Annotated in this window: 20 protein-coding genes and 1 pseudogene; 20 read left to right on the top strand and 1 reads right to left on the bottom strand. The window is 38.2% G+C overall.

The genetic code is table 11. From position 1 onward, the window contains the following. Positions 1-49: 49 nt before the first annotated feature. From EAL44_RS04210 to EAL44_RS04185, 6 genes are all read left to right on the top strand, one after another. Positions 50-1,084 carry a class I SAM-dependent methyltransferase gene (locus EAL44_RS04210; RefSeq protein WP_162970355.1) on the top strand — a complete coding sequence of 345 codons (1,035 nt, stop codon included), beginning with the start codon at positions 50-52 and terminating at the stop codon, positions 1,082-1,084. Between the two features lie 467 nt (positions 1,085-1,551). Then, positions 1,552-1,878: a dihydroneopterin aldolase gene (locus EAL44_RS04205; RefSeq protein WP_121075058.1), complete on the top strand. Its 327-nt coding sequence runs from the start codon at positions 1,552-1,554 to the stop codon at positions 1,876-1,878. Next, a complete protein-coding gene (rsmD, locus tag EAL44_RS04200) occupies positions 1,857-2,459 on the top strand; it encodes a 16S rRNA (guanine(966)-N(2))-methyltransferase RsmD (protein ID WP_121075055.1) in 603 nt (200 codons plus the stop codon). Before EAL44_RS04205 ends, rsmD begins: the two co-directional genes overlap by 22 nt. Positions 2,460-2,467: 8 nt before the next feature. Then, positions 2,468-3,019, top strand: a complete 552-nt coding sequence (gene fliL, locus EAL44_RS04195; RefSeq protein ID WP_000797032.1) for a flagellar basal body-associated protein FliL — start codon at positions 2,468-2,470, stop codon at positions 3,017-3,019. A 6-nt stretch (positions 3,020-3,025) separates the two neighbouring features. Continuing rightward, positions 3,026-3,385 carry a holo-ACP synthase gene (gene acpS / locus EAL44_RS04190; protein ID WP_121075052.1) on the top strand — a complete coding sequence of 120 codons (360 nt, stop codon included), beginning with the start codon at positions 3,026-3,028 and terminating at the stop codon, positions 3,383-3,385. Positions 3,386-3,580: 195 nt separating this feature from the next. Beyond that, positions 3,581-5,956, top strand: a complete 2,376-nt coding sequence (locus EAL44_RS04185) for a TonB-dependent receptor family protein (protein WP_121075049.1) — start codon at positions 3,581-3,583, stop codon at positions 5,954-5,956. A gap of 3 nt (positions 5,957-5,959) precedes the next feature. Here EAL44_RS04185 and EAL44_RS04180 read toward each other — a convergent pair whose 3' ends face one another. Beyond that, the gene (locus EAL44_RS04180) at positions 5,960-6,580 is read right to left on the bottom strand and encodes a M48 family metallopeptidase (RefSeq protein ID WP_121075046.1); all 621 of its coding nucleotides are present in this window, start codon (positions 6,578-6,580) and stop codon (positions 5,960-5,962) included. 81 nt (positions 6,581-6,661) lie between these two features. Between EAL44_RS04180 and EAL44_RS04175 the strand changes: the two are divergent. The 14 genes and pseudogenes from EAL44_RS04175 to EAL44_RS04110 all read left to right on the top strand — a co-directional run bounded on the left by EAL44_RS04175 (position 6,662) and on the right by EAL44_RS04110 (position 18,015). Continuing rightward, positions 6,662-7,512, top strand: a pseudogene (locus EAL44_RS04175) (glycosyltransferase family 25 protein). Positions 7,513-7,723: 211 nt separating this feature from the next. Further along, a complete protein-coding gene (locus tag EAL44_RS04170; RefSeq protein ID WP_121075039.1) occupies positions 7,724-8,758 on the top strand; it encodes a bifunctional 3,4-dihydroxy-2-butanone 4-phosphate synthase/GTP cyclohydrolase II in 1,035 nt (344 codons plus the stop codon). Between the two features lie 179 nt (positions 8,759-8,937). After that, entirely contained in the window at positions 8,938-9,684 is a 747-nt protein-coding gene (locus tag EAL44_RS04165) for a DUF3943 domain-containing protein (protein ID WP_240448890.1), read from the top strand. Between the two features lie 89 nt (positions 9,685-9,773). Beyond that, entirely contained in the window at positions 9,774-10,352 is a 579-nt protein-coding gene (gene ribA / locus EAL44_RS04160) for a GTP cyclohydrolase II (protein WP_000825060.1), read from the top strand. A gap of 78 nt (positions 10,353-10,430) precedes the next feature. Then, positions 10,431-10,652: a MoaD/ThiS family protein gene (locus tag EAL44_RS04155; protein ID WP_162970351.1), complete on the top strand. Its 222-nt coding sequence runs from the start codon at positions 10,431-10,433 to the stop codon at positions 10,650-10,652. After that, positions 10,653-11,090, top strand: a complete 438-nt coding sequence (locus EAL44_RS04150) for a molybdopterin synthase catalytic subunit (RefSeq protein ID WP_121075033.1) — start codon at positions 10,653-10,655, stop codon at positions 11,088-11,090. An 11-nt stretch (positions 11,091-11,101) separates the two neighbouring features. Beyond that, positions 11,102-11,632 (top strand): molybdopterin adenylyltransferase, encoded by a 531-nt coding sequence (gene mog, locus EAL44_RS04145; RefSeq protein WP_121075030.1) that lies wholly within the window; start codon positions 11,102-11,104, stop codon positions 11,630-11,632. Between the two features lie 9 nt (positions 11,633-11,641). Further along, a complete protein-coding gene (gene moaC / locus EAL44_RS04140) occupies positions 11,642-12,118 on the top strand; it encodes a cyclic pyranopterin monophosphate synthase MoaC (protein WP_121075026.1) in 477 nt (158 codons plus the stop codon). A gap of 118 nt (positions 12,119-12,236) precedes the next feature. Continuing rightward, on the top strand, positions 12,237-13,019 hold the full coding sequence (hpaA, locus tag EAL44_RS04135) for a flagellar sheath lipoprotein HpaA (RefSeq protein ID WP_121075023.1): 783 nt from the start codon (positions 12,237-12,239) through the stop codon (positions 13,017-13,019). Positions 13,020-13,047: 28 nt separating this feature from the next. Next, positions 13,048-13,884, top strand: a complete 837-nt coding sequence (locus EAL44_RS04130) for an outer membrane protein (RefSeq protein ID WP_121075020.1) — start codon at positions 13,048-13,050, stop codon at positions 13,882-13,884. Positions 13,885-13,996: 112 nt separating this feature from the next. Further along, positions 13,997-15,352: a trigger factor gene (gene tig / locus EAL44_RS04125; protein ID WP_121075017.1), complete on the top strand. Its 1,356-nt coding sequence runs from the start codon at positions 13,997-13,999 to the stop codon at positions 15,350-15,352. A gap of 20 nt (positions 15,353-15,372) precedes the next feature. Beyond that, positions 15,373-15,960: an ATP-dependent Clp endopeptidase proteolytic subunit ClpP gene (gene clpP, locus EAL44_RS04120; RefSeq protein ID WP_000540573.1), complete on the top strand. Its 588-nt coding sequence runs from the start codon at positions 15,373-15,375 to the stop codon at positions 15,958-15,960. 4 nt (positions 15,961-15,964) lie between these two features. Further along, a complete protein-coding gene (gene def, locus EAL44_RS04115) occupies positions 15,965-16,489 on the top strand; it encodes a peptide deformylase (RefSeq protein ID WP_121075014.1) in 525 nt (174 codons plus the stop codon). Between the two features lie 5 nt (positions 16,490-16,494). Beyond that, on the top strand, positions 16,495-18,015 hold the full coding sequence (locus EAL44_RS04110; RefSeq protein WP_121075011.1) for a YifB family Mg chelatase-like AAA ATPase: 1,521 nt from the start codon (positions 16,495-16,497) through the stop codon (positions 18,013-18,015). Positions 18,016-18,021 lie beyond the last annotated feature (6 nt).

Raw genomic sequence — 18,021 nt, 5'->3', positions numbered from 1 at the left:
AAATAAGGCGATTTTGACTAGAATAGCGCTTCTATTATTGTTGGTTGAGATGAGTTTGAATGAAAGGAAAATCGTGCGTTCGTTTGGGAATTACATGCAAGAGTGGCTTTATGGAGAAAAAGGGTATTACAGAAAGGCGCTGATCGGTCAAAAAGGGGATTTTTACACTTCGGTGTCTTTGAGCAAGTTTTTTGGAGGCGCTATGGCGTTTTATATCATCAAGCTTTTAGAGGAAGAAAAATTATTTTTGCCTTTAAAAATTGTAGAAATTGGCTCTCACCATGGGCATTTTTTGAGCGATATAGCCAGTTTTTTAAACGCTTTGAGCGTGGGCGTAATGGAAAAATGCGAGTTTGTCAGCTGTGAGCCTTTAAAGGAATTGCAAAAACTCCAACGAACTATTTTCAAACAAGCCACGCAATTGGATCTAATCAGTTGCGCTTTAGAAGAGCTTGATTTTAAAGAGCGCGAAAGTGCGTTCGTTGTCTCTAATGAATTGTTTGACGCGTTCGCTTGCGAGATCATTAAAGACAATCAAATGCTTTTTATTACCCATGATCATCAGGGCGTTTGGGGCGGTATTGATGAACCCACTAAAGAACTTCTTAAAAATTTGAATTTAAAACAAGGGTGTGCGCCGTTGTTTTTAGAGGCTTTTATTAAGGGTTTGTTAGAAAAATTAAATCAGGCTTCTTCTTGGGTGTTTTTGAGCTTTGATTATGGCGATGAAATAGAGCGAAAAGACATGCATTTAAGGGCTTTTAAAAACCATCAAGTATTAGATTTTAAGGATATTTTAAATAATTTAGCTTCTTTGTATCAGCAAAGCGATTTGACTTATGATGTCAATTTTTCTTTGGTGCGCTTCTTGTTTGAAAAACACCATGCACAATTTTCATTCTTCAAATCGCAGGCTAACGCTTTGCTGGATATGGGGCTTATGGGATTGTTAGAAATGTTTTCAAAGAGCGTGAGTTATGAAAGGTATTTAAAAGAAGCGGCTAAAATCAAGCCCCTAATTAGCCCCGGGGGTTTGGGGGAGCGTTTCAAAGCGTTAGAGTTTGTGAAAAAAAGTAAAATATAAATTAAAAGCATTTTTACAATTTAAATAATATTTAATAATAAAGAGTTTGTGTTTTTTAAAGGGGGGGATTGGTATCTTGGATTTTTAGAATATTAAACACTAAGTATTTACTATTAAACATTACGCTTTCAAAATTAGTTTGTTTGAAAAGTTGAGAGGGGCTAACTTCTTTCTCAATTTAAGGTAAGAGCGTCAGGACATTTTAATGAAAAAGTTGATTAAAATGCTAAGTTATAGTAAAGAAGGAAGGAATATAATACGCCCTTCGCTCTTACCTTAAGCGGCATTATACCAAAAAAAAAAAAAAAAAGATGTTATTTGAGCTTTATTTTTAACATTCTGTTTTTCTTTTTTATAAAATGAAACACTTTTTAAGTTTATTTATTTATTTAATATTGGTGTTTAAAAGAAAGAATCGCTATAATTTTGAAACAATTTAAACCTATTGATGGGATAAAGGGGGTTTTTTGAAAATTTTTCTTTCTTGCAAGTCTTTGTTGAGCCAAAAAAGTTTGGAATTTTATTTGAGCGGTTGTCTCTCTCCTATAGAAGTTTGCGACTTTGTTTTAAGCGATGATGAAACGCTAGAGATTGATAAGCCCCTATGCTTTATAGAGAAATGCTTAAGAAAGCCTTTCACCAAACAGAGCGTGAAAGAAGATGTAAAAAATTTTTATCGCGCTTTAAAGACGAGCGAAAAACCTTGCGAAGAAATCCAATTTTCTAAAGAGCAAAAGATCCAACAATTGCTAGAAGAATACACCCACAAATTATGCCAAATCATCAGCCAGTAAAAAAATTCAAGATTATTGGGGGGGATTGTAAGGGATTGGGCTTGAATTTGCCTAACATTTCTAGCACGCGCCCCACCAAAGCGATCGTAAGAGAGTCGTTTTTTAACACTTTGCAAGCAGAAATTAAAGGGGCGCATTTTATAGAAGTGTTTTCAGGCAGCGCTTCTATGGGTTTGGAGGCTTTGAGTAGGGGGGCTAAAAGCGCGGTGTTTTTTGAGCAAAATAAAAGCGCTTATGCCACACTTTTAGAAAATATTTCCCTCTTTAAAAACCGCTTAAAAAAGGAAATGGAAATCCAAACCTTTTTAGATGACGCTTTTAAACTTTTGCCCGTGCTGGGTTTAAAAAATGGCGTTTTGAATATTATTTATTTAGATCCGCCTTTTGAAACAAGCGGGTTTTTAGGGATTTATGAAAAATGTTTTCAAGCTTTAGAAAGGTTATTGAAACGCTCTCATTCAAAAAATCTTTTAGTGGTTTTTGAGCATGAAAGCCTGCATGAAATGCCTAAAAGTCTTGTAACTTTAGCTATAATCAAACAGAAAAAATTCGGGAAAACCACTTTAACTTATTTTCAATAGGAATAGGCATGGCAGAAGAACAAGAAAATACCGCGCAACAACCCCAAAAAAAAAGCAAAGCCCTTTTATTTGTCATCATTGGAAGCGTGCTAGTGATGCTTTTATTAGTGGGGGTGATTATCATGTTGCTTATGGGGAATAAGGAAGAATCTAAAGAAAACGCTTCTAAAAACACCCAAGAAGTTCAAGCTAATCCTATGGCGAACAAAAATCAAGAAGCCAAAGAAGGCTCCAATATCCAACAATACCTAGTGCTTGGGCCTTTGTATGCGATTGATGCACCTTTTGCGGTGAATTTGGTCTCTCAAAATGGCAGACGCTACCTTAAGGCTTCTATCTCGTTAGAATTGAGTAATGAAAAGCTGTTAAATGAAGTCAAGGTTAAGGACACAGCGATCAAAGACACGATTATAGAAATTCTATCGTCTAAAAGCGTGGAAGAAGTGGTTACTAATAAGGGCAAAAACAAGCTTAAAGATGAAATTAAGAGCCATTTGAATTCGTTTTTGATTGATGGCTTTATTAAAAATGTCTTTTTCACTGATTTTATTATCCAATAGTTTTAAATGATTGGCGTAGATATTGTCTCTATTGCTAGGATAGAAAAGATTGCAAAACGCTTTGAAATGAAGTTTTTAGAGCGTTTTTTATCGCCAAGTGAAATTGTTTTGTGTAAGAATAAATCTAGTAGTATCGCTGGGTTTTTCGCGCTCAAAGAGGCTTGCTCTAAAGCCCTTCAAGTAGGCATTGGTAAAGAATTGAGTTTTTTAGATATGCGTATTTCTAAAAGCCCTAAAAACGCCCCCTTAATCACCCTTTCTAAAGAAAAAATGGACTATTTTAATATTCAAAGTTTGAGCGCAAGCATCAGCCATGACGCTGGTTTTGCAATAGCGGTTGTAATGGTTTCTTCTTCAAATAAATAAATAACGCATTCTAAAACCCCCATAACACTCTGTTTTTAAAAAACGCTAGCTGTTTAAAAAAACACTAAAAACCTTTTTCAAATCGTTTTAATAACAAATTGTAAATAAAAAAATCAAACTTCAAAATTTAAGTTAATTATAATAATTATTTTTATAATATGCATCGGTTTGAATTAAATAAGAAAGGTTATCATAATGAATGGTTATTTGAGGGTAAAAACCCCTTATTTTTTAGCGTTGGGTGTTTTGACTTTTTCTTTTAGCTCTTCGGTGGGCGCGAAAGATAAGCACCATTTTTTAAAAAAAGTTACAACCACTGAGCAAAAATTCAGCTCAAGCGCCCCGCTTTCTTGGCAAAGTGAAGAAGTGCGTAATTCCACAAGCTCTCGCACCGTGATTTCTAACAAAGAACTCAAAAAAACGGGTAATTTGAATATTGAAAACGCTTTGCAAAACGTGCCTGGGATTCAAATCAGAGACGCTACAGGTACAGGCGTGTTGCCTAAAATTTCAGTGCGCGGTTTTGGTGGGGGCGGTAACGGGCATAGCAACACCAACATGATTTTAGTCAATGGTATCCCCATTTATGGTGCGCCGTATTCTAATATTGAACTGGCGATTTTCCCTGTAACTTTCCAGTCAGTGGATAGGATTGATGTGATTAAGGGAGGCACAAGCGTTCAATACGGCCCTAACACTTTTGGAGGCGTGGTGAATATCATCACTAAAGAAATCCCAAAAGAGTGGGAAAATCAAGCGGCTGAAAGGATCACTTTTTGGGGGCGATCTTCTAATGGGAATTTTGTCGATCCCGAGGAAAAAGGCAAGCCTTTAGCCCAAACTTTAGGAAACCAAATGCTGTTTAACACTTACGGGCGAACGGCTGGAATGTTGGGTAAGCATATAGGCATTAGCGCTCAAGGCAATTGGATTAACGGGCAAGGTTTCAGGCAAAACAGCCCCACAAAGGTGCAAAACTACTTGCTTGATGCGATCTATAAGATTAATGCGACCAATACTTTTAAAGCTTATTACCAGTATTATCAATACAATTCTTACCATCCAGGCACTTTGAGCGCGCAAGATTACGCTTATAACCGCTTCATCAACGAGCGCCCTGACAATCAAGATGGAGGGCGAGCCAAACGCTTTGAGATCGTGTATCAAAATTATTTTGGCGACCCGGATAGGAAAGTGGGGGGAGATTTTAAATTCACTTATTTCACGCATGACATGAGCAGGGATTTTGGGTTTTCTAACCAATACCAAAGCGTGTATATGAGCAGTCAAAACCAGATTCTCCCCTTTAAAGGGAAAGGAAAGATTAGCGCAACTAACCCTAATTGCGGGTTGTATTCTTATAGCGATACGAACAGCCCTTGCTGGCAATTTTTTGATCAGATCCGCCGCTTCGTGGTGAATGCTTTTGAGCCCAAACTCAATCTCGTTGTCAATACCGGTAAAGTCAAACAAACTTTTAATATGGGAATGCGGTTTTTAACTGAAGATTTATACCGCCGCTCCACCACCAGGAAAAACCCTAGCGTGCCTAATAATGGCAGTGGGTTTGATGCAGGAACTTCACTCAATAATTTCAATAATTATACCGCCGTGTATGCCAGCGATGAAATCAATTTCAATAACGGCATGCTAACGATCACGCCTGGCTTGAGATACACTTTTTTAAATTATGAAAAAAAAGACGCTCCCCCTTTTAAAGAAGGCCAAACAGGAAAAACCATTAAAGAGCGTTATAACCAGTGGAATCCGGCAGTGAATGTGGGCTATAAACCCATTAAAGATTGGTTGTTTTATTTCAACTATCAAAGAAGCTATATCCCGCCCCAATTCAGCAATATCGGTAGTTTTGTAGGCACAAGCACGGATTATTTTCAAATCTTTAATGTCATGGAAGGCGGCTCAAGATATTATTTCAACAACCAAGTGAGTTTTAACGCGAATTATTTTGTGATTTTTGCGAATAACTATTTTACCGGGCGCTATGGGGATAACAGAGAACCAGTCAATGCGAGGTCGCAAGGCGTGGAGCTGGAACTCTACTACACGCCTATTAGAGGGCTTAATTTCCATGCGGCTTACACTTTCATAGACGCCAATATCACAAGCCATACGATGGTCACTAACCCTGCTGATCCTAAAGGGCCTAAAAAAGATATTTTTGGCAAAAAGCTCCCTTTTGTAAGCCCGCACCAGTTTATTCTAGATGCAAGCTACACTTACGCTAAAACCACGATTGGACTGAGCTCTTTCTTTTATAGCCGCGCTTATACAGATGTGTTAAACACCGTGCCTTTCATTCAATACGCGCCCACGATTAAAAATGGGGCTATCACCACCAAAACAGCGGGCATGACGCCGTACTATTGGGTGTGGAATTTGCAAATTTCTAGCACTCTGTGGGAGCGTAAAAAGCAAAGCGTTCATGCGAGCTTGCAAGTCAATAATATTTTTAACATGAAATATTGGTTTAGCGGGATAGGCACTAGCCCTAATGGTAAAGAAGCCGCGCCTCCTAGAAGCATCACAGCGTATGTGAGCTATCATTTTTAAGGTTTAGGGCTTTAATGTTTTAAGAAGTTGGGAATAAAAAATAATATTTTGTTTTAAATGATTTCTTAAGGTTTGATAATTGGGGCAAAAGGTTTTTACGCAACGCCAAAAATTTTGAGAATGGTTTTTGTGGATCGTGTGGGCGAGTTCATGGATGATGACATAATCAATGACTTCTTTTTGGGCGCAAATCAGTAAGAGAGCAAAACTCAAGCGGTTACGATAAGAGCAGCTCCCTAAAACTTTAGCGTTATTTCTAATGCTAAAACCGGTGTATGCAGTTTGCATTTTTTGAGCGATCAAAGGGAGTTTGTGATCCAAATAAGTTTTTAAGATTTTTTTAAGATCTGTTAGGGTGTAATCGTTGGCGTTTTTGACCTCATCAAACACAAGGATTTTATTTTGATAGGTTTCTAGGTTAGCGCGCAAGAGCGAGTGTTTTTCTTGCATGCTTAAAAAGGTTTTTTTTAGCCAAGCTTCTTGTTTTTTTAAAAAAGCGCTCGCCCTAGCTTGAGGGCAAGAATCAGGCATTTTTAGAATCACTTCCAAAGAGGGCGTGATATTCAAGCTTAGGGTTTTGATTTTTTTACTTTTTTGAATGGTAATAGGAATATCATCTAACATGATGCGTATTTTACTAAAATTTGCGCTAGAATGTAAGTCTGTTTAATATTGATTTTATTTGTATTAAGAATTAAGGTTAACATGCGTGTTTTTATTATTCATTTAAGCCCCAAAACCTGTCAAAATTTTTCTTTAAAAGAAACTTATATAACCCCCCTTTTAGAGAGCCTTAAACTTCAAGGGATCTCTTATGAAATTTTTGATGCGATCTATTCTAAAAGCTCTCCCACTCAATTACACCCCTTGATTTTAGAGCATTTGCACCCTTCTTTTATGGTTGAAGATTTATTGGCTTTTTGTAAGAATGAAAAACACCCCCCTTGCGCGTTCAAAAATTTCTTTTACGCGCTCAAGCATTGCGGGAAGAGGATGGGGTTTGGGGAGCTTGGGTGTTATGCGAGCCATTATTTGTTGTGGCAAAAATGCATAGAGCTCAATGAAGCGATCTGTATTTTAGAAGACGATATTGTTTTAAAAGAGCGTTTTAAAGAGAGCCTGGAGTTTTGTGATAAACACATCAACGAGTTAGGCTATATCCGCTTGATGCATTTAGAAGAAAATGTGGCTAAACAAAAAACTCCCGTTAAAGGGGTTTCTCAAATCTTGAATTTTAAAGATGGCATTGGCACTCAAGGGTATGTTTTAGCCCCCAAAGCCGCGCAAAAATTATTGAAATACAGCACGAAAAAATGGGTGATGCCTATAGATTGCGTGATGGATAGGCATTATTGGCATGGGGTCAAAAACTATGTGTTAGAAGAATTTGCGATCGCTTGCGATGAGATGAACGCTCAAAACTCCAACACAGAAAAACAAAGGCCTAAAAAATTACCTTTAAGCATCAGGATTGGCCGTTCTTTGCATAAAAGCGCAGTTAAAATCTTGGATAAAGTTTTAGGTATAACCCAAAACCAATCATTAGAAAAAACTAATCATTAGACTTTACAAACATTAGAATAAGTCTTTGAGCATTTCTTGCATGATAGGGGAAGTTTTATTCAATTGATTTAAAGACTTAAGCGGTTTGCTAAATAAAGCAATAAAGTAATAATCGTTATTAAACATGCTATATTTCTTTTTTCACAATCTCAATTAATTTTTTAATTGGATGAGACTAGGAGGGATGAAACTTAGGGAGTTAGAATGATCTTAAAACGAGTTACTGAAGCTTTAGAAGCGTATAAAAATGGCGAAATGCTCATTGTCATGGACGATGAAGACAGAGAAAATGAGGGGGATTTGGTTTTAGCTGGGATTTTTTCTACCCCTGAGAAAATCAATTTCATGGCCACGCATGCTAGGGGGTTGATTTGCGTGTCTTTGACCAAAGATTTAGCGAAAAAATTTGAATTACCCCCTATGGTTAGCGTGAATGATTCTAACCATGAGACCGCTTTCACGGTTTCCATTGACGCTAAAGAAGCCAAAACCGGGATTTCTGCTTTTGAGAGGCATTTAACGATTGAATTGTTGTGTAAAGACACCACCAAACCGAGCGATTTTGTGCGCCCGGGGCATATTTTCCCTTTGATCGCAAAAGATGGAGGCGTGTTAGCGCGCACGGGCCATACGGAAGCGAGCGTGGATTTATGCAAATTAGCCGGATTAAAGCCCGTGAGCGTGATTTGTGAAATCATGAAAGAAGACGGCTCTATGGCGAGAAGGGGGGATAAATTTTTGAGCGACTTTGCTCTTAAACATAACCTTAAAACCCTCTATGTCTCTGATTTGATTAGTTATCGTTTGGAAAATGAAAATCTGCTGAAAATGTTTTGTCAAGAAGAAAAAGAATTTTTAAAACACCAAACGCAATGCTACACTTTTTTAGACCACCAGCAAAAAAACCATTACGCTTTTAAATTTAAAGGCGCAAAAAACCATGATTTGGCCCCTTTAGTGCGTTTCCACCCTATCAAAGAGGATTTTGATTTTTTAACGACGGGTGCATTTGAAGTGTTTTTTAAAGCGTTAGAATATTTAAAGCGCGAAGGGGGTTATTTGGTTTTTATGAATACCCATTCTGAACAAAACAATATCGTTAAAGATTTTGGGATCGGAGCGTTGGTGTTAAAAAATTTGGGGATAAAGGATTTCAGGCTGTTAAGCTCTTGTGAAGACAGGCAGTATAAGGCTTTGAGCGGGTTTGGGCTTAAGCTTGTGGAAACGATTAGCCTTTGAGGCTTGTTGAGCTTCGTTGAATGTGTTGTAATGTTTTTAAGGTATAATAAACTCTTTTTAAGTCAAGCAATAAAGTTTGCAATCTGATGAGAGTAATAATAGAGTTTATGCTGATTTCATTAAAAACATTCCTAAAAATATTATTGAAAATATTCCTAAAAACCTTCCAAAAGATTTGGATGGTTTGCGTTATTATTTGGGGGTTAGGCTGTAGTTTTTTAAACGCTAACAGCATTCAATTAGAAGAAACGCTCAAACGAAGCCCTAAAAATCTTATTTGGCAACACTTTAAAAAGAAGTTTAAAAAGAGCAATACGATCCCTTATGCCCCAAATAGCCGTTGGAAATATTTAGGCACAAGTATAGGGATTTTGGGCGTGTCGTTGGTGATAGGGATTGTGGGGTTGTATCTCATGCCAGAGAGCGTAACGAATTGGGATAGAGAAAAGTTTGGCGTCAAAAGTTGGTTTGAAAATGTCCGCATGGGGCCAAAACTAGACAATGATAGTTTTATTTTTAATGAAATTTTGCACCCTTATTTTGGGGCTATGTACTATATGCAACCGCGCATGGCTGGGTTTAGCTGGATGGCATCAGCGTTTTTTTCTTTTATCACTTCCACGCTTTTTTGGGAATATGGCTTGGAAGCGTTTGTGGAAGTACCTAGCTGGCAGGATTTGGTGATCACCCCTTTATTAGGCTCCATTTTAGGGGAAGGGTTTTACCAGCTCACACGCTATATCCAACGCAACGAAGGCAAGCTTTTTGGCTCTTTATTTTTAGGGCGTTTAGCCATCGCCCTTATGGATCCTATAGGCTTTATCATTAGGGATTTAGGGCTTGGGGAAGCTTTAGGGATTTATAATAAACATGAAATCCGCTCTAACTTAAGCCCTAATGGCTTGAATTTGACTTACAAATTTTAAGAATTTAAAATTTAAGAAAATTATAAAGAGTTTTGATAGAATACCCTTTTTTAAAAGACGCGTTTTTAAAACTAATTTTAGGAGTATCCTTGAAACGATTAGAAGTCTCTAACCAAGCCAAATTACCCACTCAATTTGGGGAGTTTTATATCCAATGTTTTAGAGAAAAGGGTTCTAATGGCTCTAAAGATCATTTAGTCATTTTCACCCCTAATTTTTCTCAAAACCCCTTAGTGCGCTTGCATTCAGAATGCTTGACCGGCGACGCTTTAGGCTCTCAAAAATGCGATTGCGGGGGGGCGTTGCAAATGGCGTTAGAAAGGATTTCTAAAGAAGGGGGGCTAGTGATTTATTTGCGCCAAGAAGGGCGTGGGATAGGGCTATTTAATAAAGTCAATGCCTACGCTTTACAAGATAAGGGCTATGATACCATTCAAGCCAATGAAATGATAGGGTTTAAAGACGATGAAAGGGATTATAGTGTTGCGGGTGAGATTTTAGAATATTACCATATTAAAAAAATGCGCTTACTCACGAATAACCCTAAAAAAATCGCCGCTTTAGAAAAATACGCTGAAGTAACAAGAGAGAGTTTGATTGTGTGCGCTAACGAACACAATCAAGGGTATTTGGAAGTTAAAAAGCTCAAAATGGGGCATTTATTGTGAAAACTCTTTTAAAATAAGCTTTAAAAACATTTTAAAATCATGCTTTAAAGGGTGCAATATAAATATAGGGGTAAGATAATGATAGAAGTGCGATTCTTTGGACCCATAAAAGAAGAAAATTTTTTCATCAAAGCGAATGATTTGAAAGAATTAAGAGCGATTTTACAAGAAAAAGAGGGCTTAAAAGAGTGGTTGGGCGTTTGTGCGATAGCCCTTAATGATCGCTTAATAGACAATTTAGATGCGCCTTTAAAAGATGGCGATGTGGTAAGTTTGTTGCCACCAGTTTGTGGGGGCTAGGTGTTAAAAATCATTCAAGGGGCATTAGATACTAGCGAGCTTTTGAAAGCCTACCAAGAGGAAGCTTGCGCGAAAAACTTTGGAGCGTTTTGTGTGTTTGTGGGGATTGTGAGAGAGGAAAATAACATTCAAGGCTTGAGTTTTGATATTCATGAAGCGTTATTAAAGGCTTGGTTTGAAAAATGGCACCATAAAGCTAAAGATTGGGGCGTGGTGTTAAAAATGGCGCACAGCCTGGGCGATGTTTTGATAGGACAAAGCTCATTTTTATGCGTTTTAATGGGGAAGAATAGAAAAAATGCCTTAGAACTATACGAAGATTTTATTGAAGATTTTAAGCGTAACGCTCCTATTTGGAAATACGATTTAGTCAATAATGAACGCATCTACGCCAAAGAAAGAAGCCACCCTTTAAAAGGGAGCGGGCTTTTAGCTTAAAAAGGAGTTTAATGCAAACGATTCATATAGGCGTTTTGAGCGCAAGCGACAGAGCGTCAAAAGGGGTTTATGAAGATTTAAGCGGTAAAGCGATACAAGAAGTGTTGCGTGAATATCTGCTCAATCCTTTAGAATTTCATTACGAAATTGTCGCTGATGAAAGGGATTTGATTGAAAAATCGCTGATTAAAATGTGCGATGAGTATCAATGCGATCTAGTCGTTACCACAGGAGGCACAGGCCCTGCTTTAAGAGATGTAACCCCAGAAGCCACAGAAAAAGTGTGTCAAAAAATGCTTCCTGGGTTTGGAGAGCTTATGCGAATGACTAGCTTAAAATACGTGCCTACAGCGATTCTATCGCGCCAGAGCGCTGGCATTAGGAATAAGAGTTTGATCATCAATCTTCCTGGTAAGCCAAAAAGCATTAGAGAGTGTTTAGAAGCGGTTTTTCCGGCGGTTCCTTATTGCGTGGATTTGATTTTAGGGAATTACATGCAAGTGAATGAAAAAAACATTCAAGCGTTTCGCCCCAAACAATAGGATAAAAAAATGCCACTCACTCATTTGAACGAAGAAAATCAGCCTAAAATGGTGGATATAGGGGATAAAGAAACCACTGAAAGAATCGCTTTAGCAAGCGGTCGTATCAACATGAATGAAGAGGCTTATAACGCTATCATTAATCATTGCGTTAAAAAGGGTCCGGTATTGCAGACTGCTATTATTGCTGGGATCATGGCGGCTAAAAAGACAAACGAGCTCATTCCCATGTGCCATCCAATCATGCTCAATGGGGTGGATATTGACATTTTAGAAGAGAAAGAGACTTGCAGTTTTAAACTCTATGCGAGAGTCAAAACTCAAGCTAAAACGGGCGTGGAAATGGAAGCGCTAATGAGTGTGAGCGTAGGGCTTTTAACCATTTATGACATGGTAAAATCCATTGATAAGAGCATGACAATTAGCGGTGTGATGTTAGAATATAAGAGTGGAGGCAAAAGCGGGGATTATAACGCTAAAAAATAGAAAAAAACTAATAATCTAAAGATGTTAGGGTAAAATAACATTTTGACAACAAAAGCGTGTTGGTTGCTTCGGGTTTGTTGTTATAGAAGTCTAAAATATTACAATCAAGGATAGAACGATGAAAGCAAATAATCATTTTAAGGATTTTGCATGGAAAAAATGCCTTTTAGGCGCGAGCGTGGTGGCTTTATTAGTGGGATGCAGCCCGCATATTATTGAAACCAATGAAGTCGCTTTGAAATTGAATTACCATCCAGCTAGCGAGAAAGTTCAAGCGTTAGATGAAAAGATTCTGCTTTTAAGGCCAGCTTTCCAATATAGCGATAATATCGCTAAAGAGTATGAAAACAAATTCAAGAATCAAACCGCGCTCAAGGTTGAACAGATTTTGCAAAATCAGGGCTACAAGGTTATCAATGTGGATAGCAGCGATAAAGACGATTTTTCTTTCGCGCAAAAAAAAGAAGGGTATTTGGCTGTCGCTATGAATGGCGAAATTGTTTTACGCCCCGATCCTAAAAGAACCATACAGAAAAAATCAGAACCCGGGTTATTATTCTCCACTGGTTTGGATAAAATGGAAGGGGTTTTAATCCCGGCTGGGTTTATTAAGGTTACTATACTAGAGCCTATGAGTGGGGAATCTTTAGATTCCTTTACGATGGATTTGAGCGAGTTGGACATTCAAGAAAAATTCTTAAAAACCACCCATTCAAGCCACAGCGGAGGGTTGGTTAGCACCATGGTTAAGGGAACGGACAATTCTAATGATGCGATCAAGAGTGCTTTGAATAAGATTTTTACAAGCATCATGCAAGAAATAGACAAAAAGCTCACTCAAAAGAATTTAGAATCTTATCAAAAAGACGCCAAGGAATTGAAAAACAAGAGAAACCGATAAAGACAAATAACGCATAAGAAAAGAACGCTTGAACAAATTGCTTAAAAGGGGGTTTTTAGCGTTCTTTTTGAGCGTGTATTTAAGGGCTGATGATTTGGTTACTTATACGATCGCCAAAGAAGAAGATCTAGGATACCAGCGGTTTTTAGCCAAGAAGTGTTTAAGGGGTAAAACCCACCCTCCATGTTTTGCTGAGCCTAAAAAGTCCAAAAGAAAACTTTTTAACATAGACAAAAGCTCCCATTATTATGGCACAAGCGTGGTGCAAATGTCATGGCTACAGAGTAGGGAAAAATTTGAAAACCATTCAAAATACCGAAACATTCCTTTTGCTGAAGTCAGTTTGATTTATGGCTATAAACAATTTTTTCCTAAAAAAGAGCGCTATGGTTTCCGCTTCTATATTTCTTTGGATTATGCTTATGGGTTTTTTCTTAAAAATAAAGGCGTATTAGGCGATAGTTTGAGGGAGAGTTCGCAGATCCCTAAAAGCTATAGAGAAAAATTGCAAAGAAAAGAGACTTTTATTAACGCTATTTTTTATGGCGCGGGAGCTGACTTTTTATACAAACGCGCTTTCGGGACGCTGATTTTAGGGATGAATTTCGTGGGAGAAACCTGGTTTTATGAAACAAAGATTTTTAAAAAGTGGGCTAAAGATCCTTCAAGTATTTATCACCCTTACATGTTTCAAGTGATGTTGAATGTGGGGTATCGTTACCGCTTTTCAAGGTATAAGAATTGGGCGATAGAATTTGGTGCGCGCATCCCTTTTTTAATTAATGATTATTTTAAAACCCCTTTATACACCCTTGATCTCAAACGCAATATTTCTGTCTATCTCACTTCAACTTATGATTTTTAGTTTTTTAAATTTTTGAAAACCAGAATTAAAACCGCTTTTTATCAACCGGAATTAAAACAAATTAAGCTATAATGCCTATAAAACTTTAATTTTTTAACCATTAAGGAAAGAAATGAATCTTGAAGTGAAAAAGATTGACACCGCTAACGCCCATTTGAGCGCTAAACCTTCCATTGAAAATTTAGAAAAGCGTTATGATAAAATCGCTCAAAAAATCGCTCAAAAAGTTAAGATTGATGGCTTTAGAAGAGGTAAAGTCCCCCTTAGTTTAGTGAAAACCCGCTATCAAGCCCAAATTGAACAAGACGCTCAAGAAGAGATGATTCAAGAGGTTTTAAAAAACGCTTTTAAGGAATTAGGGATTGAAAATAAGGATCTCATCGGCAGCCCCAATCTCACTAAATTTGAAAAAAAAGACACGCATTTTGAAATAGAGGCGGACATCGGCTTAAAACCCACGATTGTTTTAGACAAGATCAAAGAGTGCGTGCCTAGCGTGGGAGTGGAAGTTCCAAATGAAGAAAAAATTAATGAGCGTTTGAAACAGCTCGCTAAAGATTACGCGAAATTTGTGGATGCTGACGCTCAAAGAAAAGCGCAAAACGACGATAAATTGACAATTGATTTTGAAGGCTTTATAGATAATGCGCCTTTTGAAGGGGGCAAGGCTGAGAATTTCACTTTGATTTTAGGCAATAAGCAAATGCTAGAAGATTTTGAAAAGGCTCTTTTAGGCATGCAAGTTGGCGGAGAAAAAGAATTTTATTTGACTTTCCCTAGCGGATACCACGCAGAGCATTTGGCCGGCAAAGAAGCCCTTTTTAAAGTGAAATTACGCCAGATTCAAGCGCGTGAAGCGTTAGAAATCAATGACGAACTCGCTAAAATCGTGCTAGCTAATGAAGAGAATGCGACTTTAAAGCTTTTAAAAGAAAGGGTTGAAGGGCAGTTGTTTTTAGAAAATAAAGCCAGGCTCTATAATGAAGAGCTGAAAGAAAAATTGATTGAAAATTTAGATGAAAAGATCGTTTTTGATTTGCCTAAAACGATCATAGAGCAAGAAATGGATTTGTTATTCAGGAACGCTCTTTATTCCATGCAAGCTGAGGAAGTCAAATCCTTACAAGAAAGTCAAGAAAAAGCCAAAGAAAAGCGTGAGAGCTTTAGAAACGATGCGACAAAAAGCGTGAAAATCACTTTTATCATTGACGCTTTAGCGAAGGAAGAAAAAATTGGCGTGCATGACAATGAAGTTTTTCAAACTTTGTATTATGAAGCGATGATGACAGGGCAAAACCCAGAAAATCTCATTGAGCAATACCGCAAAAATAACATGTTAGCGGCGGTGAAAATGGCGATGATTGAAGATAGGGTGCTGACTTACTTGTTGGATAAAAACCTGCCTAAAGAACAGCAAGAAATTTTAGAGAAAATGAGGCCCAACGCTCAAAAAACTCAAGCGGGTTGAACAGCTAAAAAGGAGAGATGATGGGATACATTCCTTATGTAATAGAGAATACCGATCGTGGGGAGCGTAGCTATGATATTTATTCGCGCCTTTTAAAGGATCGCATTGTTTTATTGAGCGGTGAGATTAATGACAGTGTGGCGTCTTCTATCGTGGCCCAGCTCTTGTTTTTGGAAGCTGAAGACCCTGAAAAAGACATTGGCTTGTATATCAATTCTCCCGGTGGGGTGATAACAAGCGGTCTTAGCATTTATGACACCATGAATTTTATCCGCCCTGATGTTTCCACGATTTGCATTGGTCAAGCGGCTTCTATGGGAGCGTTTTTACTGAGCTGTGGGGCTAAGGGCAAGCGCTTTTCATTGCCTCATTCAAGGATTATGATCCACCAGCCTTTAGGGGGGGCTCAAGGGCAAGCGAGCGATATTGAAATCATTTCTAACGAGATCCTTAGGCTTAAGGGTTTGATGAATTCTATTTTGGCTCAAAACTCAGGGCAGAGTTTGGAGCAAATCGCTAAAGACACGGATAGGGATTTTTATATGAGCGCTAAAGAAGCTAAAGAATATGGCTTGATTGATAAAGTGTTGCAGAAAAATGTGAAGTGATTGCATGGCGTTATTAGAGATTATCCATTACCCTTCTAAAATCTTAAGAACGATTTCTAAAGAGGTCGTTTCTTTTGATGCAAAACTCCACCAACAACTAGACGACATGCATGAAACCATGATCGCTAGTGAAGGGATAGGCTTAGCCGCTATTCAAGTGGGCTTACCCTTAAGAATGCTTATTATCAACCTCCCGCAAGAAGACGGCGTGCAACACAAAGAAGACTGCTTGGAAATCATTAACCCTAAGTTTATAGAAACTGGGGGATCAATGATGTATAGAGAGGGGTGCTTGTCTGTGCCGGGATTTTATGAAGAGGTGGAGCGTTTTGAAAAGGTTAAGATAGAATACCAAAACCGCTTCGCTGAAGTGAAAGCTTTAGAAGCGAGCGAGCTTTTAGCGGTAGCCATTCAGCATGAGATCGATCACCTCAATGGCGTGTTATTCGTGGATAAATTATCCATTTTGAAGCGTAAGAAATTTGAAAAAGAACTCAAAGAGCTGCAAAAACAACAAAAACGCAAGTAACAACCATGATCAACACGATATTTTGCGCAACCATGCAAAGGGGGGTGGCAGAAATCGTGGCTGTGGAGGCGACTTTCACAAGGGCTTTGCCGGCGTTTGTGATTTCAGGCTTGGCTAATAACTCTATCCAAGAAGCCAAGCAACGGGTTCAATCGGCTTTACAAAATAATGATTTCACTTTCCCGCCTTTAAAAATCACCATCAACCTTTCTCCCTCAGATTTGCCTAAATCCGGGAGCCATTTTGATTTGCCTATCGCTCTTTTAATCGCTTTACAAAAACAAGAGTTGGCTTTTAAAGAGTGGTTTGCTTTTGGGGAGTTAGGGCTTGATGGCAAGATCAAACCCAATTCCAACATTTTCCCCATGCTTTTAGACATTGCCATCAAACACCCTCATGCCAAAATCATTGCGCCTAAAGCGAATGAGGAACTTTTTTCGCTTATCCCTAATTTGCAATGCTTTTTTGTGGATCACTTTAAAGAAGCGTTAGAAATCTTACAAAACCCTGAAATCAAAGCAGACACTCACACGAAAAAATTACCTTTTAAAACGATAGAATTGAACGATAAAGAGTATTATTTTTCAGACGCCTATGCCTTAGATTTTAAAGAAGTTAAGGGGCAAGCTGTCGCTAAAGAAGCCGCTTTGATCGCTAGCGCTGGGTTTCATAACTTGATTTTAGAGGGAAGTCCAGGGTGTGGGAAAAGCATGATCATTAATCGCATGCGTTATATCTTGCCTCCCTTAAGCCTGAATGAAATCTTAGAAGCGACAAAATTACGCATTTTAAGCGAGCAAGACAGCGCCTATTACCCCTTAAGGAGTTTTAGAAACCCTCACCAGAGCGCTTCAAAATCCAGCATTTTAGGCTCAAGCTCTTTAAGAGAGCCAAAACCCGGCGAAATCGCGCTAGCGCATAACGGCATGCTTTTTTTTGATGAATTGCCTCATTTTAAAAAGGATATTTTGGAAGCTTTGAGAGAGCCTTTAGAAAACAATAAATTAGTGATCTCACGAGTGCACAGCAAGATTGAATACGAAACCTCTTTTTTATTCGTGGGGGCTCAAAACCCTTGCTTGTGCGGGAATTTACTCAGCGCCACCAAAGCATGCCGTTGCCAAGACAGAGAGATCACGCAGTATAAAAACCGCTTGAGCGAGCCTTTTTTGGATAGGATTGATTTATTCGTGCAAATGGAAGAGGGGAATTATAAAGACACGCCGTCGCATTCTTGGACTTCAAAAGAGATGCATGAATTAGTATTGTTAGCTTTCAAACAGCAAAAGTTAAGGAAGCAGAGCGCTTTTAATGGTAAGCTTAATGAAGAGCAGATCGAACGATTTTGCCCTTTAAATACTGAAGCGCAAAAGTTGTTAGAGCAGGCGGTTGAAAGGTTTAATCTGTCCATGCGTTCTGTTAATAAGGTCAAAAAAGTCGCTAGGACGATTGCGGATTTAAACGCTTGCGAGGATATAGAAAAATCTCATGTGCTTAAAGCGCTGAGTTTTAGAAAGATTTCTTAAAAGGAT

Source organism: Helicobacter pylori (assembly GCF_003637685.1).
Classification (GTDB): Bacteria; Campylobacterota; Campylobacteria; order Campylobacterales; family Helicobacteraceae; genus Helicobacter; species Helicobacter pylori_CJ.
The sequence above is the reverse complement of the archived record's forward strand: the minus strand, read 5'-3'. Positions and strand labels throughout refer to the sequence as shown.